The 23960-nt window shown below is 46.2% G+C and carries 20 protein-coding genes; 15 read left to right on the top strand and 5 right to left on the bottom strand.

The window, feature by feature from the left end; genetic code table 11:
- Positions 1–42 precede the first annotated feature (42 nt).
- The 7 genes from KBW69_RS00640 (at position 43) to KBW69_RS00610 (ending at position 8671) form a co-directional block, all read left to right on the top strand.
- On the top strand, positions 43–201 hold the full coding sequence (locus tag KBW69_RS00640; protein ID WP_257274711.1) for a hypothetical protein: 159 nt from the start codon (positions 43–45) through the stop codon (positions 199–201).
- Positions 202–229: 28 nt separating this feature from the next.
- The gene (locus KBW69_RS00635; protein WP_257274712.1) at positions 230–1264 is read left to right on the top strand and encodes an NAD(P)H-dependent glycerol-3-phosphate dehydrogenase; all 1035 of its coding nucleotides are present in this window, start codon (positions 230–232) and stop codon (positions 1262–1264) included.
- 77 nt (positions 1265–1341) lie between these two features.
- Positions 1342–1647 carry a DUF4389 domain-containing protein gene (locus KBW69_RS00630; RefSeq protein WP_257252630.1) on the top strand — a complete coding sequence of 102 codons (306 nt, stop codon included), beginning with the start codon at positions 1342–1344 and terminating at the stop codon, positions 1645–1647.
- Positions 1648–1733: 86 nt separating this feature from the next.
- Entirely contained in the window at positions 1734–2177 is a 444-nt protein-coding gene (gene sixA, locus KBW69_RS00625) for a phosphohistidine phosphatase SixA (RefSeq protein ID WP_257252631.1), read from the top strand.
- A 237-nt stretch (positions 2178–2414) separates the two neighbouring features.
- Positions 2415–4310 (top strand): ATP-binding cassette domain-containing protein, encoded by a 1896-nt coding sequence (locus tag KBW69_RS00620; protein WP_257279528.1) that lies wholly within the window; start codon positions 2415–2417, stop codon positions 4308–4310.
- Between the two features lie 444 nt (positions 4311–4754).
- Positions 4755–6551 (top strand): hypothetical protein, encoded by a 1797-nt coding sequence (locus KBW69_RS00615; protein ID WP_257274714.1) that lies wholly within the window; start codon positions 4755–4757, stop codon positions 6549–6551.
- Between the two features lie 278 nt (positions 6552–6829).
- Positions 6830–8671 (top strand): hypothetical protein, encoded by a 1842-nt coding sequence (locus tag KBW69_RS00610; protein ID WP_257279527.1) that lies wholly within the window; start codon positions 6830–6832, stop codon positions 8669–8671.
- A 65-nt stretch (positions 8672–8736) separates the two neighbouring features.
- On the opposite strand, the gene KBW69_RS00605 is transcribed toward KBW69_RS00610, so the two are convergent.
- Together KBW69_RS00605 and KBW69_RS00600 are read right to left on the bottom strand one after the other, a co-directional pair.
- Complete coding sequence (locus KBW69_RS00605; RefSeq protein ID WP_257279526.1) at positions 8737–8985, bottom strand: hypothetical protein; 249 nt, start codon at positions 8983–8985, stop codon at positions 8737–8739.
- A 23-nt stretch (positions 8986–9008) separates the two neighbouring features.
- Positions 9009–9455, bottom strand: coding sequence for a universal stress protein (locus tag KBW69_RS00600; protein ID WP_257254061.1), 447 nt, complete (start codon positions 9453–9455; stop codon positions 9009–9011).
- Between the two features lie 565 nt (positions 9456–10020).
- Here KBW69_RS00600 and fadB point away from each other — a divergent pair.
- From fadB to KBW69_RS00575, 5 genes are all read left to right on the top strand, one after another.
- Positions 10021–12174 (top strand): fatty acid oxidation complex subunit alpha FadB, encoded by a 2154-nt coding sequence (gene fadB / locus KBW69_RS00595; protein WP_257274718.1) that lies wholly within the window; start codon positions 10021–10023, stop codon positions 12172–12174.
- Between the two features lie 62 nt (positions 12175–12236).
- A complete protein-coding gene (gene fadA / locus KBW69_RS00590; protein WP_257255010.1) occupies positions 12237–13409 on the top strand; it encodes an acetyl-CoA C-acyltransferase FadA in 1173 nt (390 codons plus the stop codon).
- Between the two features lie 504 nt (positions 13410–13913).
- Entirely contained in the window at positions 13914–16556 is a 2643-nt protein-coding gene (topA, locus tag KBW69_RS00585) for a type I DNA topoisomerase (RefSeq protein WP_257255009.1), read from the top strand.
- 67 nt (positions 16557–16623) lie between these two features.
- Positions 16624–17118 carry a DUF6586 family protein gene (locus KBW69_RS00580; RefSeq protein WP_257255008.1) on the top strand — a complete coding sequence of 165 codons (495 nt, stop codon included), beginning with the start codon at positions 16624–16626 and terminating at the stop codon, positions 17116–17118.
- 176 nt (positions 17119–17294) lie between these two features.
- Positions 17295–17687, top strand: coding sequence for a hypothetical protein (locus KBW69_RS00575; RefSeq protein WP_257255007.1), 393 nt, complete (start codon positions 17295–17297; stop codon positions 17685–17687).
- A gap of 27 nt (positions 17688–17714) precedes the next feature.
- Here KBW69_RS00575 and KBW69_RS00570 read toward each other — a convergent pair whose 3' ends face one another.
- The 3 genes from KBW69_RS00570 to KBW69_RS00560 form a co-directional block, all read right to left on the bottom strand.
- The gene (locus KBW69_RS00570) at positions 17715–18209 is read right to left on the bottom strand and encodes a SulA-like leucine-rich domain-containing protein (protein ID WP_257255006.1); all 495 of its coding nucleotides are present in this window, start codon (positions 18207–18209) and stop codon (positions 17715–17717) included.
- 78 nt (positions 18210–18287) lie between these two features.
- On the bottom strand, positions 18288–18890 hold the full coding sequence (lexA, locus tag KBW69_RS00565) for a transcriptional repressor LexA (protein WP_306670710.1): 603 nt from the start codon (positions 18888–18890) through the stop codon (positions 18288–18290).
- 276 nt (positions 18891–19166) lie between these two features.
- The gene (locus KBW69_RS00560) at positions 19167–21521 is read right to left on the bottom strand and encodes a serpin family protein (protein ID WP_257279525.1); all 2355 of its coding nucleotides are present in this window, start codon (positions 21519–21521) and stop codon (positions 19167–19169) included.
- A 145-nt stretch (positions 21522–21666) separates the two neighbouring features.
- On the opposite strand from KBW69_RS00560, the gene KBW69_RS00555 reads away from it, so the two are divergent.
- The 3 genes from KBW69_RS00555 (at position 21667) to nagZ (ending at position 23949) form a co-directional block, all read left to right on the top strand.
- Positions 21667–22314, top strand: a complete 648-nt coding sequence (locus tag KBW69_RS00555; protein ID WP_257279524.1) for a TetR/AcrR family transcriptional regulator — start codon at positions 21667–21669, stop codon at positions 22312–22314.
- 66 nt (positions 22315–22380) lie between these two features.
- Entirely contained in the window at positions 22381–22863 is a 483-nt protein-coding gene (locus KBW69_RS00550) for a L,D-transpeptidase (protein WP_257255003.1), read from the top strand.
- Between the two features lie 39 nt (positions 22864–22902).
- Entirely contained in the window at positions 22903–23949 is a 1047-nt protein-coding gene (nagZ, locus tag KBW69_RS00545) for a beta-N-acetylhexosaminidase (protein WP_257279523.1), read from the top strand.
- The last annotated feature ends 11 nt before the right edge of the window (positions 23950–23960 follow it).

Genomic DNA, 23960 nt, shown 5'->3' with positions numbered 1-23960 from the left:
TATTTGTCTGAAACATTTTTCATCGCTTTTAAGGCTTGAAAGATGATTATTTACTCCCGGCCTATCCAAAAGGCTGATTTGCAACGAATCAGAAAAGACAGCATTTCATTGCCTGGCAATGAGCTTTGCATCACGACCACGAACCCTTTGCCCTGGTGGCGGACCGTCACTGTGGGTGATGATAGCATTACTAACCAATAAACGAGTCAAGAGAAATACAGTCGGAAATATGATGATGACGCCGAATAACGATAGCAAGCAGTATACCATAGCCATTCTGGGTGGAGGCAGCTTTGGTACAGCACTGTCTGATATATCAGCTCATAACGGTCATCAGGTTAAACTCTGGATGCGCAGTGAAGAGCAGGTAAAGGGAATTAATCAGGATCATATCAATCACCGCTACCTGCCGGATTTTACCATTCATCCTTCCGTTCAGGCTTCGACCGATATCAAGGCCACTGTCTCATCTGCCGATCTGGTTCTGATTGCCATTCCCAGTAAATCCTTCCGTTCAGTGGTTCAGATGGCAGGTGATGCACTGGAAGGTAAAATGGTGATCAGCACCACCAAGGGGATTGAACCGGTCACCTTTGACTTGATGAGTGAAATTCTGAATGAGGAACTTAACTCAGTCAGAGTAGGTGTTCTCAGTGGCCCCAATCTGGCCAGGGAAATAGTTGCCAAGGCGGTAACGGCGACAGTGATTGCCAGTGAAGATGTTGAGTTGTGTGAGATTGTTCAGAAGGTGTTGCATTCGGATTATTTCAGGGTCTATTCCAACCAGGATGTCTACGGGGTCGAGCTGGCCGGTGCTCTGAAAAATATCTATGCCATTGTCTCAGGTATCGGGGCGGCTATGGGGATGGGTGAGAATACCAAAAGTATGCTCATAACTCGCAGCCTGGCAGAAATGAGTCGTTTTGCTGTCAAGCTCGGTGCGGATCCCATGACTTTCCTGGGGCTGTCCGGGGTAGGGGATCTGGTCGCCACCTGTACATCCAGCCTCAGTCGGAATTTCAGGGTAGGTTATGCTCTGGGTCAGGGGAAAACCCTGAAAGAGGCAGAAGCTGAGCTGGGTCAGGTAGCTGAGGGAGTGAACACTTTACAACAGGTCAGACAGAAAGCGGTTGAGCTTGAAGTCTATATGCCGATTGTTGAGGCATTGCACATGGTTATTTTCGAAGAGTTTAATGTCAATCAGCTGGTGCGCGGTATGATGCTCCGGGAGCAGAAAACCGACGTCGAGTTTATGGTCAGATGAAGGTCGGGAAGACTTTTCTTCCAGTTACTTTCAACTAATGGTGGATATCCATTAACAAAAACGGTGAGGGTTTTTATATGGATAAGAAAGTGTTTGATAATCTGAAATCAGAGTCTCGGTGGCTCAGGCTATTGTTCATGGTGTTGTTTTACATGTTGGCCTATATTGTCGGATTTCTGATTTTATTGATTGCCATTATTCAGGTGGTGCATGGGTTTATTAAATCTGAACCGAACTCACGATTACTGGATTTAAGTGCAGGTCTGAATCAATACTTTTATCAGATTATCCAGTTTGTTACTTACAATGATGACACCAAGCCTTATCCGTTCAGCGACTGGCCGGGAGAGAAAGAGCCAGTCAATGACCAGGAAGGTGTCTGAAATCGGCTTGAGTCACTCTGGTTTATCTATAGTCGTTCGTATACCTGGTCGTATATCAGCACTCATAAGCAGGCAGGTACCCAATAATGAAACTGATCGTAATGCGTCATGGGCAAGCCAGTTGGTCAGCGCCAAATGATCAGGAAAGGCCTTTAACGGAAGTGGGTCAGCAGGAAGTGCTCAGCACAGCTTCGAAGCTGACCCACCTCGGCATCAGCAGGGTACTGGCCAGTCCTTATCTCAGGGCTCAGCAATCTGGCAGGATTCTGGCTGAAACTCTGGAGTGTACTCTGGAAACACTGGATTGCATTACTCCCGACGCTGATCCGATGGCCGTGATCTCAGAACTGCCTGTGCAAGGGAATATCGCACTGGCCAGTCATATGCCTCTGGTGGGGGCTTTAACCAGTTTGCTCTGTGAAGGAGCGATTCATCAGGGACCTGGCTTTATGACCGGCAATGCAGCAGTACTTGAGATGGAGCTGCCAGGACCGGGGTTGGCAACATTGATTGAGATGGTGGCGCCCTGAAATCATTCTGTCCTGCGCCACTTAGGATGATCTTTCTCATAACCGATTTGGTTGTTTACGATCTACTCTAATTCTACCTTTTCGTGCTTCCCATGGCATGGGTGTCAGAAGTTTATTCTGCATTGTATTCACGACTGATTTTTTTGGCTCATGAGTCTTTAGCAGGTATGCTTGCGGCATTATTAATTCTGTGTCATTGCCGTTGCAGGACATTGAAAAGGACAGGTTAACCTGATAATGCCGTTACTGAGATTTGACAATATAAACCTTGCCTATGGTGATCAGCCCCTGATGGATGGAGCCGATTTTCAGATACGTAAAGGTGAACGGGTCTGTTTGTTGGGGCGAAATGGTGCGGGCAAGTCCACCATGATGAAACTGGTATCCGGCAAAATCGATGCGGATGATGGCAGCATCTGGCGAAAACCCGGGATGCGTATTGGCATTCTGAACCAGGATCTTCCTGAGCAGGATGAGAAAAAAGTCTACGATGTCGTGGCTTCTGGCCTTGAAGAAGTGGGGGAGTGGATCAGTCAGTTTCATGAACTGTCCCAGAATATCCAGTCTGATGAAGATATGAAGGCGCTGGAAAAAGTTCAGCAAAAACTGGAAGCGGCCGATGGCTGGAGTCTTCAGCAGAAGGTGGACAAAGTGATTCAGAAACTCGGTCTGCCTGAAGAGAAGAAGATGAAAGAACTCTCCGGTGGCTGGCGCAGAAGAGTTGAGCTGGCCCGGGCACTGGTGTGTGAACCTGATCTGTTATTGTTGGACGAGCCCACTAACCATCTGGATGTTGTTGCCATTGACTGGCTTGAGAAACAGCTGCTTGATTTTCAGGGGGCTCTTTTGTTTATCACCCACGATCGTTCATTCCTGCAGTCTCTCGCTACCCGAATCGTGGAGCTGGATCGAGGTATCCTGACCAGCTGGGATTGCGATTATAAAACTTACCTGGATAGAAAAGCTCACGCGCTGGAAGTGGAAGCGGAACAGAATGCTCTGTTTGATAAAAAACTGGCTCAGGAAGAGGCCTGGATTCGTCAGGGTATCAAAGCTCGAAGAACCCGTAATGAAGGCCGGGTCAGAGCGCTTAAAGCACTTCGAAGCGAAAGGATGGAGCGTCGGGTGGTTCAGGGTAAAGCGAGCTTCTCTCTGGAGCAGGGCGGCAGTTCCGGCAAGCTGGTGCTGGAAGCTAAGGACATTGCAAAGTCCTGGGAAGGTCAGCACATCATTAAAGGCTTTGATCTCAGAGTGATCCGGGGAGACAAGATCGGTCTGATTGGTGCCAATGGTGCTGGCAAATCAACGCTATTGAGTATTTTGCTGGGGCAGCTTAAACCGGATTCCGGTTTCATTAAGGAAGGTACCAAGCTGGAAGTGGCCTATTTCGATCAGTTGAGAAATCAACTGGACCTTGAAAAAACAGTGATTGACAACGTTGCTGAAGGTCGTGAGAGCATCATGATCAACGGAGCCAGTCGACACGTAATCAGCTATCTCGGGGATTTCCTTTTCCCGGCTAATCGTTGTCGTGTTCCTGTTAAGGCGTTGTCCGGTGGAGAGCGAAACCGTTTGCTGTTGGCGAGACTCTTCAGTAAGCCGGCTAATCTGCTGGTGATGGACGAGCCTACCAACGATCTCGACGTCGAAACACTTGAGTTGCTTGAGTCACTGCTGGTGGACTTTCAGGGCACGGTGCTGCTGGTCAGTCACGATCGTGAATTCCTCGATAATGTGGTTTCCAGTACCCTCGTATTCCAGCCTGATGGCAAGATTAAAGAATATGTCGGCGGCTTTGAAGATTGGCTCAGACAGGGAGGGGAGGTAAATCAGCTGGTTGCTGAGCCTCAAACCAGTAAGCCACAAACGAAAGCTGAACCCAATATTCAAACTCAGCCAGAATCGAAAAAGAAAAAGCTCAGTTACAAGCTTCAGCGTGAGCTGGATGCTTTGCCGGGAGAGCTTGAAAAACTGGAAGAAGAGTTAATCCAGCTGGAAGAGGCTATCGCCGATCCGTCTTTCTATCAGGGTGATCAGGAGGTTGTGCAAACCACTCTGGCACGTCTGGAAACCGTCAATCAAGATATCGAAGAGAAGATGGAGCGTTGGGAAGAGCTCGAAAATATGAGTTAACAGGTGTTCCGTTTTCAATTGGGAGTTAGCAGATGTCATTGTGCAGCTAACCCCCAATGAAACGGTATTACTATCCTGCTATTTATCACAAGCCAGTATCATTAAAACTGGCTGATCAGCTCAATAATGTTTTCCGTGCGTGCAAAGTCGTGGGAGTATCCAGAGAGACTTTTTGCCGCGTTCAAAACGCATGTGGCGAAGGTGTTATTTAAGCCAGAGCGAACCCGTCAGGAAAAATGTGCTGTGATCGGACGCCCGTGTAAATTCTGGAATCAGGCAAAGTACACTTTAAATAGAGCAGGTCTTCTGAATCTGGCATGACGTTACAAACGACAATGAACGTGTGAGTGTCAGGTCAGATGCTGGTGGCTACAAAATAAAATTTGGCACTGCTGCAATTCCTGGACTACTTTTCGGGGGCATTCAAACACGGGCTTAAGTAAAATGATCGGCAGCTCCAAGCCTCAATCACTGAGAACGGCAAGTTCATCGATACATTCCCATCATAGCAAGACCAATCAACTATTTTCAGTTTCCCTCGGTCTCATTATGGTTTGCCCTTGCTCAACCTTGCTGGCATTAAACCCTTTACCAACGCCAGTAGATGAGAGGTTTTTTCAAGAAAAGGGAGCAAAAGGGTCTGACTTACTATCCGATTTAATTAACCATAATGCTCTTATGGGGGCATTCCCTTTGGTCACCCCGAATGATACTGAACTTATCTTTGCCATGAACCCCGTGAATGAGCAAGAAGTAAATAAGAGTCAGGAACAGCAAGAACCGCAGGGAGCTGGAGCACAACAGATGCAGCCTTTAACGGACCTTTCGCTCCCGCCAATGTCCCGTGAACAAATTGTTGAAATTATCCGGAAATTGAATTCAGGCCTCCCGGAAGACAGTATAACCGCTCTGCTGAACAACATCCCGGAAACGCCCCCCAGTGACAACCTGACAATTGCAGGCATGATCAAGCAAGTGGAGGCTACTCTTCAGGTTGACGTTGACCAAAGTCAGAATGCAATCCTGGAAACTCTATCTCATATCCAGAGTACCGAGTCTCCTGTCGATCCGAACAATTCGCAACATCAACAAAGCCTTGCATATTTGATGCTGGCTTACTATGCAGCCATAAATTCAAGTGATGCTTCCTCTCAAGGAGCCCATGTTTTTTTTAATTCGTTCCTGCTTCACGCCGCTTACATGGCTGGAATACCCAGACTCCATCTGCAAAAAGATGGGCTATTAGGTGAAGATGGACCGATAAAAGATCAAGATGTTTTAAAAGAAAATGTTGCAAAATCATCTTTAGTATTCTCTGGACTGAAATTTTTAGCAACAGAACGCATTAAATTTTTGCAACAATTGGAGGATTCCTTAGAATCTGAGCAAAGCAATACATCAGCCGAGGCATTACTAAGAGACGCTGCCAAGCTGCTCAACGATGGCATTGACAGGAACGGAATATCGATTTATAAGCGACAGCAAATAACAGCTGAGCGAATGCTCGCGCTTATAAAAGAATATGGTGAAAATGAACCTGAATTAGTAGCCTGGAATAATCAATTCTTGAATTTAATTGATCTCTTGGGCCTGATGCTTGATCCTTTCGCATCAGAATATGTAGATCTGAATGCACATATAGTTAAGATAGAGGATTACTTTAGAAAGTCAGGTAAGGGGACAACCTTTTATAACTATATGGACAAAAAAAGGAAATTACTTAAAGAAATAAAAAAACTAATAGCAGACGCAATGCGTGACCACGAAAATCAAGAGCATAAATCATTTCTAAAATTATTGGGACACCTGAAGTCGTATATAGCGCAACAATTACACGTAGCTTTTCCTGATAAAAATGATTATCAAGTGATACAGGTTACTCTCGGTACAGGATTCAGAGCCCTGCGGGATCAATCATATGATTTATTGTTAGTGCTTTATGATATAACGACTGGCTCCGATGTCGTTGAGCAAGCTGACGAAGTCACGCATGTCGAGGCTGTAAAGGAACAACAAGAGAAAGAGCTTGGCAAAGAAGAGAAGAAGAAAAAACACCTTCAAAGAAGGCTGAACTACTTGAATGAATTTGTGCAGTGGCTCGATTGGTTCTTTCGCAGGCGTGTATGTGTTCCTGACCATTGTTACGATAGTGATTCAGAGAGTGATGATACCAGGAGCTACTCTGATGGAAGTGATTCTGAGAGAGATGATGTTGACACGCCAGAAGGTGTGACTCAGTAATTGAAATATTCACACTTACGAAAAGAAAGTGCCATGCTGGAAGTGGCCTATTGTAATGGGTAAAAATTTCTTGCTCTGATCGGCCGCTCATGCAAATTTTTGAATCATGCAGGGCGTACTTTCAAGGAGGTTTGGTCTTCAGTATCTGGTCTGACACTACAGACGACAATGAACCGATGAGTGTCAGATCAGATATTGGTGACGACAGCTTAAAGTTGAGCATTGCTGCAATTCCTGGACTACTTTACGAGAGGCATTCAGATACTAAAGGAAGTAGAATGATCAGTAGCTCCGGGTCTCAATTACCAGAAACAACAGGGTCATCGATATTTTTCCATCTTGGCAGGGCTAGGCAGCTATTCTTAGCTTCCCTTGGTCTCATTATTATGGCTTGTCCCTGCTCAACATTGTTGGCAGCAACCCCTTTATTGACGCCAGCGGATGTGAAAATTTTTGAAGAAAAGGGAACAAAAGACTCTGACTTCCTATCCAATTTGATCAACCATAATACTCTTATAGGGAGGTTCCCTTTAGTCACTTCGAATGATACTGATCTTATCTTTGCCATGAACATTGGGAATGAGCATGACGTAAATAATCGTGAGGATCAGGAAGAACCGCAGGGTGCCGGAGCACCGCAGATGCAGCCTTTGACGGACCTTCCGCTTCCGCCAATGTCCCGGGAACAAATTGCTGAAATAATCCGAAACTTGAATTTAGGTCTTCCGGAAGACACTATGACCACTCTGTTGAGCAATATTCCGGAAATGCCCCCCGGTGATAGCCTGACCATTGCAAGCATGATTGCGCAAGTGAAGGCGAGTCTTCAAATTAACGTTGACCAAAATCAGAATGCAATCTTAGAAACGCTATCTTATATCCAAGGTACCGAGTCGCCTGTTAATCCGGGCAGTTCACAACATCAACAGAGTCTTGCATATTTAATGCTGGCTTACTACACAGCCATAAATTCAAGTAGTGCTTCCTCACAAAGTGCCCATGCTTTTTTTACTTCATTCCTGCTTCACGCCGCTGACATGGCAGGAATGTGTGGATTTCTCCACCACCTGCACGCAGCTCAACTATTAGGCAGAGATAAGCCGATTAAAGATAAAGAGCTTTTAAAAGAAAATGTTGCAATATCATATTTAGTATTTTCTGGTCTAAAAGATTTAGTAACAGAACGCATTAAGTTTTTACAGCAATTGGAGGATTCCTTAGAGTCTGAGCAATCCGGTAAGTCAGTTGATGCATTACTTAGAGACGCTGCCAAACTGCTCAACGATGGCATTGATAGGAACGGAATGTCGAGTTATAAGCGACAGCTAAAATCAGCTGAACGAATGCTGGAACTTATAGAAAAATATGGTGAAGATGAACCAGGATTAGTAGCCTGGAACTATCAGTTTTTGAATTTAATTGATGTTATTAGACTCATAATTAACCCTTTTGCACCGGAATGCGAATATCCGAATGTAAATATTGAAAGCATAGAGAATTATTTTAGAGAATCAGGTAAGAGGACGAGTTTTTATTCCGGTAGAAGAAAAAGAAATGAGTTATTTAAAGAAATAAAAAAAGTTCTGGTTGATGCGACACTTGAACAAGGAAATCAAGATGTTAAATCATTTAAAAAATTGTTTGTATACCTAAAAATATATTTAGCGCAACAATTACACTTAACGTTTACTGTTGAAAATGATTGCGATGTCATAATGGAGACCCTCGCTATAGGATTTAGGGCCCTATTGGAACAATCATATGATTTATTGGCACTGCTTCCTGATACAGCTATTGGCTCCAATGACACTGGGCAGGGTGATCAAGTCATGCATGACATGGCAGCTAAGGGGCAAGGAGGCAAAGAGCCTGGCGAAGAAGAGAAGAGGAAAAAACATCAGGAAAAACGGATAAAGTACTTAAAAAAACTCGTCGTATGGCTCGAGTATTGCCTTTGTAGTAATGATCATTCTGACAGCAGTGAATCTGAAAAAACTGATACTGACAGCAGTGATTTTGAAAGTCTTCATGGTAAGAGTGATTTTGAAGTGACTGATTCTGACATGAATGATTTTGACGGGGATGACGTTGACATTCCGGAAGGCGTAACTCGTAATTGAAATAATCGCAGTCGAAACCGAAAAAGAAAAATCTCACTAACAAGCTTCATCGTGAGTTGTAAGCTTTACGAGGAGAGCTTGAAAAACTGGAAGAAGAACTGATTCAGTGGGAAAAGATCATCGCTGGATCTGCTTTCTATAAGGGCGATCATGACGTCATTCAATCCACGTTGGTGTGCCTGGCAGTCGCCAACCAGGACATCGAAGAAAAGATCGAACGTTGAGAAGTACTTGAAAATATGAGTTAACAGACGTTCCTTTTTTAGTTGGGAGTCAGCTGTCGTCAGTGTGCGGTCAGAACGGCTATCTGCCAACTGTTAACTCACCGCTTTTGTTCTTATTTGCTGTTGTTTTTTCCCACTCTTACCGCCAGAACATCACAGCATGCACCATGCAGGATGCTGGTGGATGTTGAGCCGAGAATCAGGGCCAAACCATGCCTGCCATGACTCCCAACCACGATCAGGTCAACGTCAGACTCGTCAGCGATGCGATGTACTTCTCTTTCCGGGCGCCCGTATACGACGTGCTGTTCACCCTTGTCCAGGTGAATGCTTTCAGCCAAACGTGATATACGCTCTCTGGCCTGCTGGGTGATTTCATCCTGAAGGGTTGTAAGATCCAGTGGAATATCGCTGCCATAAGCGACACTCAACGGCTCAACCACGTGCACCAGGGTCAGTCTGGCCTGATAGATTTCTGCAAGAGACTTGGCCTTATCCAATACATCGTCTGCTTCATCAGACAGGTCAATAGCAACGAGAATATGGTTATATTGACTCATAGACTGTTTCTCTCTTCCCGGATGTTTTATGAAGAAATGCAGCTCATTCCAGTTGCATAGCCATTTTTATCATCTGAGCCGGTGAGCTGCATTTCCGGATCATGGCTGTGTCGATGTTTTTATCATCGGGCCACGAGTAACTATCTTGTGTACTCATCGCCTTAAATGCTAAAGGGTGTTCGACCACCTGTGCTCTCTTTATATCAACCATAAGAAAATACGATTGATTGCAGGCATCATAGACCAAACGCTTACATTGTATGGCTGTACCTTGAGTTGTCCAAGTAAATTTCTGGTAAGTATTTGCTCTGAATCAGTATATTTGCGGATTTATTGGTGTTCATTTTCTTGACTTTGGCACAGAATTCAAAGAAGGTAGGCTCAAAAATTCAAACGGTTGTATGAATTTCTGGCGAGCACTGTCTAAGATGCATCCATCAGGAGCCAGACTGAGAATAAACTGCCATTATCCATAGGGCCGCTATTCTCAGTCTGGCTCCTGACGCCATTTGTACAGACGTCAGTCATTAACGCAACCTTTTTCAATCCGTCCGGAGAGAGATAAATGATATATCAGGGGAAAGCATTCAAGGTTCTGGCACTTGAAAGCGGCATCGCTGAGTTGAGGTTTGACCTGGAAGGGGAGTCGGTGAACAAGTTCAACCGGCTGGCCATAGAAGATCTGAATGGTGCAGTTCAGGCCATCAAGGCGGACGACTCCATCAAGGGTGTCGTTCTGACCAGTGGCAAGGAAGGCGTCTTCATTGTTGGTGCCGACATCAAGGAGTTTACCTCCAACTTCCGTCAGGAAGAAAGTGAGCTGCTGGAAATGGTCATGGGTGTTAACCAGGTCTTCAGCAGCTTTGAAGATCTGGATATGCCAACGGTTGCCGCTATCAATGGCAGCGCTCTGGGTGGTGGTTTTGAGATCTGCCTGTGCGCTGATTATCGTGTACTGTCCAACAAAGGTGGTGTCGGTCTGCCTGAAGTCAAACTGGGCATCTACCCGGGCTGGGGTGGGACTGTCCGTCTGCCACGTCTGATCGGCGTAGATAACGCTGTCGAGTGGATTGCTGCTGGTCGCGAGCAGAAGCCTGAAGCAGCTCTGAAAGTAGGGGCTGTAGATGCAGTGGTTGAAACCGAAAAGCTAGTGGATTCTGCTGTAGCCATTATCAAACGTTGTCTGGCAGGTGAACTGGACTTTAATGCCCGTAAAGATGAAAAACGTTCACCACTCAAGCTACCTTTGCTGGAATCTCTGATGGCTTTTGAAACAACCATGGCGGTTGTCAAGCAGCAGGCCGGTCCACATATGCCAGCGCCCGCGGCTTCTGTTAAAGCCATCAAAAAGCATGCTGAGCTGCCAAGAGATGAAGCTCTGAAAGTCGAAGCTGAAGGTTTCATTAAACTGGCCAAGACACCTGTCTCTGATGTTCTGGTGGGACTGTTCCTGAACGACCAGATGCTCAAGAAGAAGACCAAGGAACTGACCAGGCAGGCGGGTAAAGTTGAGAAGGCCGCTGTTCTGGGTGCCGGTATCATGGGCGGTGGCATTGCTTACCAGTCTGCTTACAAGGGCACTCCTATTCTGATGAAAGACATCGCTCAGGATGGTCTGAACCTGGGACTGGCCGAAGCCAGCAAACTGCTGTCCAAGCGAGTAGCCCGTGGTCGTATGGACCCTCTGAAAATGGGTGAGGTTCTCAATCACATTGTTCCAACTTTGTCGTACAGTGAGTTTGGTGATGTCGATGTCGTTGTGGAAGCGGTTGTCGAGAATGTCAATGTCAAGAAAGCGGTACTGGGTGAAGTAGAAAATCACGTCAGTGAAGACGCTGTTCTGGCTTCTAATACTTCAACCATTTCTATAACAGAACTGGCTAAGGATCTGAAAAGACCGGAAAAATTCTGTGGCATGCACTTCTTTAACCCGGTTCACGCCATGCCTCTGGTTGAAGTGATTCGTGGTGAGAAAACCAGCGAAGAAACGGTTGCAACCGTTGTCGCCTATGCCAAGAAGATGGGCAAAGTGCCTATCGTTGTTAACGACTGTCCCGGATTCCTGGTTAACCGTGTGCTTTTCCCATACTTCGGCGGCTTCGCTTCATTGGTGAAAGACGGTGCTGACTTCCAGAAAGTCGACAAAGTTATGGAGAAGTTTGGCTGGCCAATGGGTCCTGCCTACCTGCTTGATGTTGTCGGTATTGATACAGGCTCCCATGCTGAAAAAGTGATGGCTGAAGGCTTCCCGGATCGTATGTCCCGTGACTGGAAGAACGCTATTGATGTGATGTATGAGAAGGGGCGTTACGGACAGAAGACCAACGTCGGCTTTTACAAATACGAGCAGGACAAGAAAGGTAAGCCCAAGAAAGTGGTTGACGAAACGGCTTATCAGCTTCTCTCTGAAGTGGCAGGTGAAAGCCGTGAGTTTGAAACACAGGAAATTATTGATCGCATGATGATTCCACTGTGTATGGAAACCGTTCGCACACTGGAAGACGGCATTGTTGATACCCCAGCAGAGGCGGACCTGGCTCTGCTCAACGGCATCGGCTTCCCGATTTTCCGTGGCGGTGCCCTGAAGTACATCGATAGCATGGGTGTCGACAAGTTCGTAGAGCTGGCTGATCAGTACGCTCATATCAGTCCTCTGTACCAGCCTACTGAAAAGCTGCGGGAAATGGCCCGTGAAGGCAAAACGTTTTACGGCGCGTAAACAGCCTTGAGCCACAAAAAAAGTGGCTAATCACGATCAACAGATTTAAGAGAGAATTGACTATGAGCCTTAATCCGAGAGACGCCGTAATCGTAGACTATGGCCGGACCCCCATGGGTCGTTCCAAGGGTGGCATGTATCGAAATGTCCGTGCCGATGATCTGTCTGCAAACCTCATCACAGGGGTTCTGAACCGTAACCCTGGTGTTAACCCTGAAGAAGTTGAAGATGTCATCTGGGGTTGTGTTAACCAGACTCTGGAGCAGGGGTGGAACGTTGCCCGTATGGCATCCCTGATGACTCCGATCCCTCATACTTCTTCTGCCCAGACTGTCAGCCGTCTGTGTGGTTCTTCCATGAGTGCACTGCACACTGCTGCTCAGGCTATTCAAACCGGGAACGGTGATGTCTTTGTCGTAGGTGGTGTTGAGCACATGGGACATGTAGGCATGATGCATGGAGTGGATCCTAATCCACGTCTGTCAAAATATGCTGCCAAAGCGGCAGGCATGATGGGTCTGACCGCAGAAATGCTGGGGTTGATGCACGGTATTACTCGTGAAGCCCAGGATGAATTTGGTGTCAGATCTCATATGAGAGCCTGGGAAGCAACCAAAGCCGGTCACTTCAAGGATGAGATCATCCCCATGCAGGGGCATGATGATGATGGCAACCTGGCAGTCTTCACCGAAGATCAGACGATCCGTCCTGAAACCACGCTTGAAGGACTGGCTCAACTGAAGCCAGCCTTTAACCCGAAAGGTACAGTCACAGCTGGTACTTCTTCCCAGATTACCGATGGGGCTTCCTGCATGATCGTTATGTCCGCACAGCGTGCTCAGGATCTGGGTCTTCAACCAATGGCCGTGATTCGTTCCATGGCGGTTGCTGGTGTTGATCCGTCCATCATGGGTTATGGACCTGTACCCAGCACCAAAAAAGCACTGGAGCGTGCAGGCCTGACTATCGATGATATTGATCATGTTGAGCTGAATGAGGCGTTTGCTGCTCAGGCTCTGCCTGTTCTGAAAGACCTGAACCTGCTGGAGAAGATGGACGAGAAGGTGAACCTGAACGGTGGGGCAATAGCTCTGGGTCACCCCTTCGGATGCTCCGGTGCCCGAATCTCCGGTACCCTGCTGAACGTGATGAAGCAAAACAACGGTACGATCGGTGTGGCTACGATGTGTGTAGGACTGGGTCAGGGTATTACTACGGTCTTTGAGCGTCTGTAATACGTCGGCCTTTGCCAGGCGTGCCTGCCTGGCTTATCCTGCCTGAACGTATTTACCCCGGAATGTCATTTCGGGGTATCCTGCTTTTATGTATTTTTATGCAGAGGCTCTACTTCTCTGATGGGGATCTCTGACAAGGTTTGCTTGAGTCGCTTTGTCGACAAAAAAAGCCGGTTTTTTCCCGTGAATAATCATCCTGAAATCTGTCAGGCTTCGCAGTAATTAAATAATCTTTTGATATTCAAGGTAATTATTGCTTATAACCGGGTGGATTAATCATTGTGGCTGTGAAACGATAAATAAGAGGGTCGTTCAAGAAAAAATTGCCATCACTGAAGAGTTTTGCTTGACCGATGTTTTTCTTGACCTTATATATTGAAACAATTTTCAATTCCCGACCTTTCTTGTTTTGGTCGCAGGCAGCACTGAGTGTTTTTAATCTTTTTTCCAGGCTTGTCAGCATAACCGGAACAATGGAGCTGATTACAGGACGTGTAAGGTAGCATGGGTAAATCTCTAGTTATCGTCGAGTCGCCGGCCAAGGCGAAGACTATAAACAAATATCTGGGCAAGGACTTTGTTGTTAAGTCCAGTGTTGGTCACATTCGTGACCTGCCCACCGCGGGTGGCTCCAAGAAGCCTGTGGATCCCAAAGCTCGGGCAAGGGCCGCTGCTGAGACACGTAAGCTATCTCCTGAGCAGAAAATCATCCATAAGAAGCGCAAAGCCAAAGAACAGCTCATTGAAAGAATGGGCATTGACCCTGAAGAAGGGTGGAAAGCCCGTTACGAAATTTTGCCTGGCAAAGAGAAAGTGGTCGATGAGCTTCGACGCCTTGCCGAGTCTGCTGACAAAATCTACCTCGCAACGGATTTGGACCGTGAGGGAGAGGCTATAGCCTGGCATCTTCAGGAGGCCATAGGGGGAGAGCCTGATCGATATCGGCGGGTCGTTTTCAATGAAATTACCAAGAATGCCATCCAGGAAGCCTTCAAGGAGCCGGGTATTCTCAATATTGACCGGGTCAATGCCCAGCAGGCAAGGCGGTTCCTCGACCGCGTAGTGGGTTATATGGTTTCCCCATTGCTCTGGGCGAAAATTGCCCGTGGCCTGTCGGCAGGGCGAGTCCAGTCTGTAGCGGTTAAGTTAATTGTTGAGCGGGAGCGTGAAGTCAGAAGTTTTATCCCGGAAGAGTATTGGGAAGTCTATGCTGACCTGACTACCGGGAGTGGGGAAGTTATTCGCTTCCAAGTCGCCAAAGAAGCCGGTGACGCCTTCAGACCTACCAGTGAGGCCTCCACTGAAGTTGTTCTGGAAAAGCTGAGACGTGCTGATTACCAGCTGACAGAGCGAGAAGATAAGCCGACCCGCAGTCGTCCTTCTGCCCCTTTTATTACCTCAACGCTACAGCAGGCAGCCAGCACCCGTCTTGGATTCAGTGTCAAGAAAACCATGATGATGGCTCAACGCCTCTACGAAGCGGGTCATATTACTTATATGCGTACTGACTCCACCAATCTGAGTCAGGAAGCAGTGGAGAGTGCCCGGGAGTTTATTAATGGTACCTACGGTGCGAAGTATCTGCCAGAGGAGCCAAACCGGTATTCCAGCAAAGAAGGCGCTCAGGAGGCACACGAAGCAATACGTCCTTCCTCTGTGACTGCTCAGCCGGGTTCTATATCCGGACTTGAGAAGGATGCAGAGCGACTCTATGAGCTGATCTGGAGACAATTTGTTGCCTGTCAGATGACGCCCGCGGAGTACCTGAGCACTTCCCTGACGGTCAGAGTGGATGACTTTGATCTGAGGGCGAGAGGCAGAACCCTGAAGTTTGATGGCTACACTCGTGTCATGGCAGCTATTGCCAAGAAGGGTGAAGACATCATTCTGCCCGCCCTGAACAAAGGTGACCCCCTGGATCTGAAAAAACTGGACCCGAAACAACTCTTTACAAAGCCGCCGGCCCGTTTCAGTGAAGCGGCTCTGGTTAAGGAGCTGGAGAAGCGCGGAATTGGAAGACCCTCGACTTATGCTTCCATAATTTCGACCATTCAGGATCGTGGTTATGTATCTCTGAAAAATCGTCGTTTCTATGCCGAGAAAATGGGCGATATTGTCACAGACCGGCTGGTTGAAAATTTCCATGATCTTATGGATTACAACTTTACCGCCAATATGGAGTCAAATCTCGATGTGGTGGCTGAAGGTGGCAAGAACTGGAAGGATCTGCTGGACCATTTCTACAGTGATTTCAGCAACAAGCTGGAGCAGGCTGAAAACGACAGTGATGGCATGCGATCCAATGACCCTTCTCCCACCGACATCAAATGTCCTGAATGTGGCAGGGATATGATGATTCGTACAGCGAGTACTGGCGTCTTCCTGGGCTGTTCCGGTTACTCGCTCCCCCCGAAGGAGCGTTGTAAATGTACGATTAATCTGGTGCCTGGAGAAGAGGTTGAAGATGCTGACGATGAGAATGCTGAAGTTAACGCTTTGCGAGCTATGCATCGTTGTCCCAAGTGTTCTACAGCGATGGAAAGCTATCTGATTGATGAGCAGCGCAAGCTTCATGTCTGTGGTAATAACCCGGACTGCTCCGGCTATGAAGTGGAACAAGGTCAGTTCAAGCTCAAAGGTTATGATGGCCCTGTGCTTGAATGTGACAAATGTGGCTCCGAGATGCAGCTGAAATCGGGACGTTTTGGCAAATACTTTGGTTGCACCAACAGTGAGTGTAAAAACACCCGTAAACTGCTGAAGAGTGGGGAAGCGGCCCCCCCAAAAATGGATCCGGTGCCCATGCCCGAACTTAAGTGTCTGAAAGTGGATGATCACTACATTCTCAGGGACGGTGCCTCCGGACTTTTTCTGGCCGCCAGCCAATTTCCAAAGAATCGTGAGACCCGTGCTCCTCTGGTCAGTGAACTGATCCCTCATCAGGCGGCTATTGATCCTAAATATCATTATCTTCTGGATGCTCCGAGACAGGATGCTGAAGGCAATCCAGCGATAATCCGCTTTAGTCGTAAAACCAAGACTCAGTATGTTATGAGTGAGTCAGAAGGTAAGGCGACGGGGTGGAGTGCTACCTTCCAGGAAGGTAAGTGGGAAGAAAAAGTCACCAGAAAGCGCAAAAAATCCTGATCTGGCCTGTTCAAAAACAAGACCTTCGCGGTGATCCGTGAGGGTCTTTCTATTTGTGAGAATGATTATGTCTGAGCAGTGGCGAGCCTATACCAATAAGAAGTTGCACTATGCCCGTTTACAATTGGGTACTTGGGAAAGAGCAGAACCTTTCGAGCAGGAAGCTTTTCGCGAAGCATTTTTGTTGCATGCTCGTCAGGCATATTTCTCCATGCTGGCAGAGATATTGTCTCCTTATGGTCATCAGTTAAGCCGTCTGATGTCTCTGGAAGAAGCTTACAACTTGGTAAGTGAGCAGGAAGGTGATGTTTCTGAACTCGAGCAGCTAAAACAATTAGAGTTGTCTGACAGCTGGCTGGCAGATTTACTCAAAGCTTATGGCGAAATTTCACTTTTAGACGATGATATACAATCATATTCTAATAAAATCAATACTGCCATGATTGCTTCGGACAGTGCTGGAAGTACAAGAGGTGTTAAAACACCGGAAAGTGCCAAAAGTATTCTTGCTTCCCTCAAGGAATTGGTGGGCCACTTCAGAAATTTCAATCTCGAATGGTGACTTAATCATTTACTGCTCATTCTGCGTTCAACCGTTGGGATCGCCATAGACTGGGGAGTATCTTGTGCCCAGGGAGGGATATAGGTACAAAGTCTTATATAAGCCGGGGTCAACACTCAATGAGCCAGGGGGGGGCTCTGTAGGTGCGATTCAGACAGGTTTGACAGAGGTACCCTATGACAAAGATCATGCTGTGCTGTTCTGCAGGTATGTCTACCAGTATGCTGGTTAATCATCCTTTCACATTACTCTGCATTGACCTGTTGCATCATGATGCACAATGCTGCATGATTTCCACCTCTTACTCGCTATTTATGGGACGAAATATGGCTGCATCGTTTTTGGAAATTGTGGAACTTCCAACAGGAGAGATTGTTTTGCGACGCAGTGATGAAGAGGGCGAGCCCCTGCTGACCATGAAATTTTCCGGGGAAGCCAAGGAGTATCTTGAAGGAGAGTATCTACAAGTGGCAAAGGTCATGTTTGACGCCGGAATGCGGGAAGTTGCTGAACTGACTCGTCCCCAATCCTCTGAAGAAGAGATTCCTGAGAACAGAGTGCTGCATTGACTCTATCTTCAAGGCAGTGACAGGTTTTCATGCAACCTGCCTGCTGCGAATAGCCAGTCCCTGACACTGTCCATTGCGGGCAGCGCTTTCAAGCTTGATTAGCCACCCTTTATCCAAGTGTCCCAGCCAACTAATGACGGTGTGGCTGGTTCCGGATGCCAGTGCTTTCCGGGTGAGTTCCAGTGTCTGGTGATCATCGTTAGCGCTAAAAATTTGCACCTTGTCATGGTTCAGGTTGCAATTCTTTAACCATTGCAAGGTTCTGGTATCCGATTTGTCTGCCAGAATCAGAGTCAACCAGCGTTCACTGTCACTGGAAAGCTGACTGAGCATTGGTGTCAGGAGTTGTTCGGCCTGCCAGGGTTGTCCTGACAGAATGAGCTCATTAATACTGGGACTGGGAGAGCTTTTATTTTTCTCTGGTAACGTTTTTTTCAGGCTGGAGCGGTTTATGCGAACTGTGTTGCTCTGAAAGCCTGATGTTGAAAAATTGTGCCTTTCACTGCTTGTTCGGTACAGCATGAATCCTTCCTCCTGGCATGGTCCGGTCGCTTTTCGGTGTTCTCACTCAAGTGTACAGGTGCTCATACAACATCCGTTTCAGGACTGATTTCTGATCACCCCGACGCTTAAACCTTCGACCGCGAAAATATCATGAGTGAGATCGACGACAATGGTTTCGAACTCGTCGTTTTCCGGATGGAGTAATACCTTGTTTTTCTGTTTCTCGAATCGTTTAACGGTGACTTCGTCTTCTATCCTGGCGACGACAACCTGACCGTTTCGAACCTCTGTAGTCTTGTGAACGGCCAGCAGGTCACCATCAAGAATCCCGATGTTTTTCATGCTCATCCCTTTGACTCTTAACAAGAAGTCAGCGGCTGGGGTGAAGAAGCCGGGGTTGAGCATCAGGTGGTCTTCGATATGTTCCTGGGCGAGGATCGGGTTACCGGCAGCCACCTGTCCAATGATCGGAAGGCCTTCAGGCTGGCTGTCTGGAATTCGGATACCTCGTGAAGCACCGGGGGTAATTTCGATGGCGCCTTTACGGGCCAGTGCCCTGAGATGTTCTTCTGCCGCATTGGGTGAACGAAAACCGAAGGTCTTGGCGATTTCTGCCCTGGTGGGTGGGAAACCTGTCTCTTCGATATGAGACTTGATCAGGTCCAGTATTTCGGATTGCCGTTTAGTCAGTTTGATCATGGTCACTCAATCTGTTTTTTTATACAGTATCTGTGATTATATACAGTAATATTGCTCTGGCAAGTCATTATGTTAGGTCGGGCCGCGCAGGTCGGGCCGCGCAGGTCGGGCCGCGATGATGAGCAGCAATTGAACTAAGGGCCGTCAATGATGCATGTGGCAAGCTTTACCTTCCTACTGGTGAATGGTTGACCGATATTCGCAAACTGATTCTGTGAGGCTTTTGTTAAAAAAAATCCGGAGGTGATTAATCTCCGGATTTAGCATTGTATTGATTCATGGTTGATTAAAAGTTAACTTCTCACGCAGCGCGTCCCAGGCTTGAAAAGAAACCTCTAATTGAAAAGGAGAATCACGACCAAAAATCCTGACAAATTTAAAATGTTTGTCTCCAATTGATTTTAATATTCTTTCTCTAAGCTTTTTAGCCTCTTCCAAAGAAGACATCGTGAGTGTTAGCTGTATATGATCTGATTTAGTATTCTGAATATCAAACTCCCCATTCGGATTATAGTTCTGTTGTATTAAAGTACTTACACTCCCCATTGGAGTTTGATCGGTTACTTCTTTTTTAGATGTGAATTGATCATCAGACGTATAAACTTTGCTATCAGAACTGTCATCTTCACTATCAGACATATCATAATCGTTAAAAGTTACCAGATTATCAGAGCTCGGTTTTTCAGCAGGGATAATTGTAGGATTATCTTTGCTGTCAGAAATATAAAAATCAGTGGATTCAGAAGTTATTTTATCAATCATTTTATCCCATTCTCTAATTGAAACATATACTTCAATAGAAAAAAAGCTTTTGTTAACCCGAATTAAATTCCCATTTTTTTCACCAATTGATTCTAATACACTTTCTTTAAACTTTTTAGCACTATCCAAAGAAGAAAAACTGACTGTTAAATTAGTATTGTTTGCATCAGCACTTTGAATATCTAAATACCCATTTGGATTATAAAATTTATTTATATAAGTGCTCACATCAACAGTTTCAAAAGTTCTAAAAGACAGATCTTTTATTAGAGATAAGTTTTTTTGTACTTCTTCCTGTTTATTTAAGAACGGGTTATTAGAACTATCATCATCGCTATCAGATATATCATCATCGCTATCAAATAGATCATCATCACTATCATACATATCAAAAGGGTTGGAACTTGCCAGTTTTTTAGAATTAGAACTCTGTTTTCCAGCGGTGCTGATTACAGGATCACCATCAAACTCCAAAAAGCTGCCATCCTTTATGACCAGCTCAATTAACCGATTACCTTCTTTGTCTACAATGGCAATGTAGCCAGGGCAGTCAAAATCAAAATGAGAAGTTCCAGATACGCACCTTGTTAAAATTTTTGCAACAGTCGCCATCTTACCGCTAGCACCTTCTTCATCAACAGATAATACGATCTTCTGAAGCACCTCCAGATCCTGATCTGCCGGTAGGCCTAGTTTTGTCAGATCTCCTGCTACTATGTCGGTTCCTAATGCCTCACACATTTTCTCGAGTAACTGAGTGTCGCAACTGTCTTCTACTTTTATTTTGGGTAGCGATAGCTGATATTTCGCTTCTTTATAATTTAATTGTTTAGTCAGCTCATTAATCGTTTCAGAATCAAGATTGTTAATCGCTGTGGCACTTTCTTTACGCGGTTTTATTGCGACCAGTTTAAGATCTTCTCCATTCAAAGATTTGAATTCCTTGGCGATGGCAGCAAATTTGCTGTTAGAAGCACATTGAACCGTTTCAGTTTTAACCATCATTTTTACGTTGTTAATACGAGTTCCATCTGCGCATAGAAAGCTTTGAGGAGCGGTTTTATCTGGAGAAAAACTATCCTCCCAGACACCCCGGAATTCCATTACATTACCTATTGTCGCTGTAACTTCATTCATGTCATCAAACAAATTTTTAATTTTTCCTTTGGTTTTCTCCTTGACAAAATCTTCTGTGACTTCAGCAACGTTCCATTGATTACTTTCCAGCTTTTGGGTTTGATAACATTCAGAGAGTATTTTTTCTAATTGCTCATCCCTGACATGAAAAGCAGAAGCGATAAAGTTAGCGCAAGAGATTAACTGTTCAGGATGGCCTCCGTAAGGGTTGTCTTTGCTGAATTTACCGAGTTCTTTATGGATTTCAGTTTCCAGCTCTTCAGTCAAGGTTCCTTTGGGGATTCCCAAAATTGATTCCTTTTTGGCATTGTCATCTATGCACGCCAGAAGCATGCCCAAAACCGGAGTCAGGCTGGTAGGAGACGCTACCGTGCTTTTTTTGCCCTCACTGTTCAGAATCCCGAATGATACTTTATCAATGAGTTTTTTAGCAATATCAGAAGCCTGTAGTGTGGTCCCGGTGTGTGTGTCTTGCAGATTAAATGGCTGCGAAGACATTGATATTGATTTGATTGAGTGTCCAATAGGTGTCATAGTCGTTTCTCCATCACTTGATAATAATTGATTAGCGTGAATAAACTCACTGCTTCCATGCTTTGTGCTTCCCTGTTTTGCGGCAAGAACATGCTTTGCAGATTGCCGTAGATTATGGGTTGCCTGATTACTATTAGTTAAGTGTTTGTCGTCGATGAAATCACTAACCGATAAGTTAGTGATGGCAACAATTTGCACCCTGTAATAGTGTTGAGCAATGGTCCGTACCACTGACTCGTTGGGTTAACTCGATGAGGCTTTGCTACTAGTGGCCTTGACAGCTGAGGGTAAGAAACGTAGGTTCTAAACAGTCGTTTATTAATCTTATAAAATTCCCCGGATCATGGCACAACCTTCAACCGTAGAGAGAATTCTGGATTCAGCCGAGCTGCTCTTCGCCGAACATGGCTTCGCAGAAACCTCCTTAAGAACCATTACAAGACAGGCAGGGGTTAACCTGGCTGCAGTGAACTATCACTTTGGCTCCAAAAAAGCGTTGATACAGGCAGTATTTGCGCGTTTTCTGGCTCCATTTATGGAGGGGCTGAATACCACTCTGGATGAGTGGTCAGATCACAGTGAGCAACCTGATCTTGAAACAGTGCTTCAGATACTGGTTGACCATATTCTTGCTGTGAAACCCAGAAGGCCGGATGACATCTCTATTTTCATGAAACTCATGGGGCTGGCATTCACCCAGAACCAGGGGCACCTGAAACGTTATCTGACCGAAACCTATGGAACTGTCTTCAGTCGATACTTTGAGTTACTGTTCAGGGCCTGTCCTGACCTTCCGATTGCCGATAAATTCTGGCGTACCTACTTTAGTCTCGGTTCTGCTGTCTTCTCCGTATCCGGTGCTGATGCGCTCCTGTCCATCGCCAAGAGAGACTACGACATTGATGACAATCTTGAGAATATCATGAGAAGAATGGTGCCGTTTATGGCAGCCGGTCTGCGTGCTCATGCCACCCATGATAGTGGCCGATAATGTTTATTCTGCATGCAGGCTCTTAAGCCTGAGGCACTGCGAAGCCAATCAATACGAGATTCAGCTGTGCATATTAATGTTCGAATTGCCTCACAGACTCTGGAGTTGATGCAGGAGGGGGTAGAAACGATCTGTTACTCTGTCTCCACTGCCAGTAAGGGGACAGGTCAGCAGGAAGGTAGCTGGCAGACTCCCCTTGGTCATCATATTATTCGAGCTAAAATAGGTGACGGCCTTCCTCTCAATGCAGTGTTTGTAGGAAGGCGATACACGGGTGAGATTTATTCTCCGGAACTACAACAACAATACTCTGAACGTCGGGACTGGATCTTAAGCCGCATTCTCTGGCTAAGTGGCCTGGAACCCGGTTACAACCGTTTGGGAAATGTCGATACTATGCGACGATATATCTATATCCATGGAGCGCCTGATTCCGCTGTGATGGGGGAGCCGGGTTCAAGAGGCTGCGTTAGGATGCATGGTCATGACATGATTGATTTATTTGACCGGGTTGTTCCGGGAACTACCATTGATATTCTGCCAGAGTAGTCTTATCGCATGCAGTCAGGTCAGGAGAACAGGAAAAGTATGAATACGCATGGTCAAAACGATGCGAAAAATAATGGTGTTCTGATCATTGACCTTGAAGGTCAGACACTCCAACCCGAAGAGCGGGAATTACTCCTGCATCCTGGCGTTGCTGGCGTATTGTTTTTCGCCAGAAATTTTCAAGATCGCAAACAGTTGTGTGACCTGGTCAGTGACATCAGAAGTATCCGGCAGAATCTGATTCTGATGGTCGATCAGGAAGGTGGCAGGGTGCAGCGTTTCAGGAACGACTTTACCCGTCTGCCGCCGGCAGAACATTACGCCAGATATTTCAATTGCGATCCTCAGAAAGCGCTCGAGTTGATTGAAGATTGCGGTTGGCTTATGGCAGAAGAGCTTCTTTCCTGCGGTCTTGACCTCAGTCTGGCTCCAGTACTGGATTTGAATCTTGGGCTGACCGAAATAGTGGGCGATCGTGCGTTAGGCAGTGAGACTGAAAACGTCATTAAACTGGCTACTGCATGGTGCAGCGGTGTCCATGAATCAGGAATGGCCTGTGTCGGTAAACATTTTCCAGGCCATGGCAGTGTCAACGAAGACTCTCACTTGACCCTGCCTCGGGACAACCGTTCGCTAAACGCCATCCGGCAGCAAGACATGGTGCCATTCAAAACGTTGATAGAGCAGGGTATAGAAGCGATTATGCCCGCTCACATTGTCTTTTCTGAAGTGGATGATCAGCCTTGTGGTTTTTCTTCAATCTGGTTGAAAGATATTCTTAGAGAGCAGATTGGTTTTAGTGGAGTAGTTATTAGCGACTGTTTGACTATGGAAGGTGCCGCTTCAGCGGGAAGTTATACTCTCCGGGTTGAAAAAGCCTTGAATGCGGGTTGTGATCTCTTGTTACTCAGCAATAGGAAGGGGGTCCGGGAAGTTCTGCCCTGGCTTGAAGAGTCTTCTTTCTGTCCGCCTGATTTTTCTTCACTTGAGGCCAGCGGCGGTCGAGCTTTGGAAGAACTGGTTACTCTGGATCGATATTTGAGTTGTAAGGACAGACTGGACTACCTTTCTGAACGATTCAAATGATTGTTCATAAT

The organism is Endozoicomonas sp. ISHI1, from assembly GCF_024606225.1.
Classification (GTDB): domain Bacteria; phylum Pseudomonadota; class Gammaproteobacteria; order Pseudomonadales; family Endozoicomonadaceae; genus Endozoicomonas_A.
This window is presented reverse-complemented; position numbering and strand designations above follow the sequence as displayed.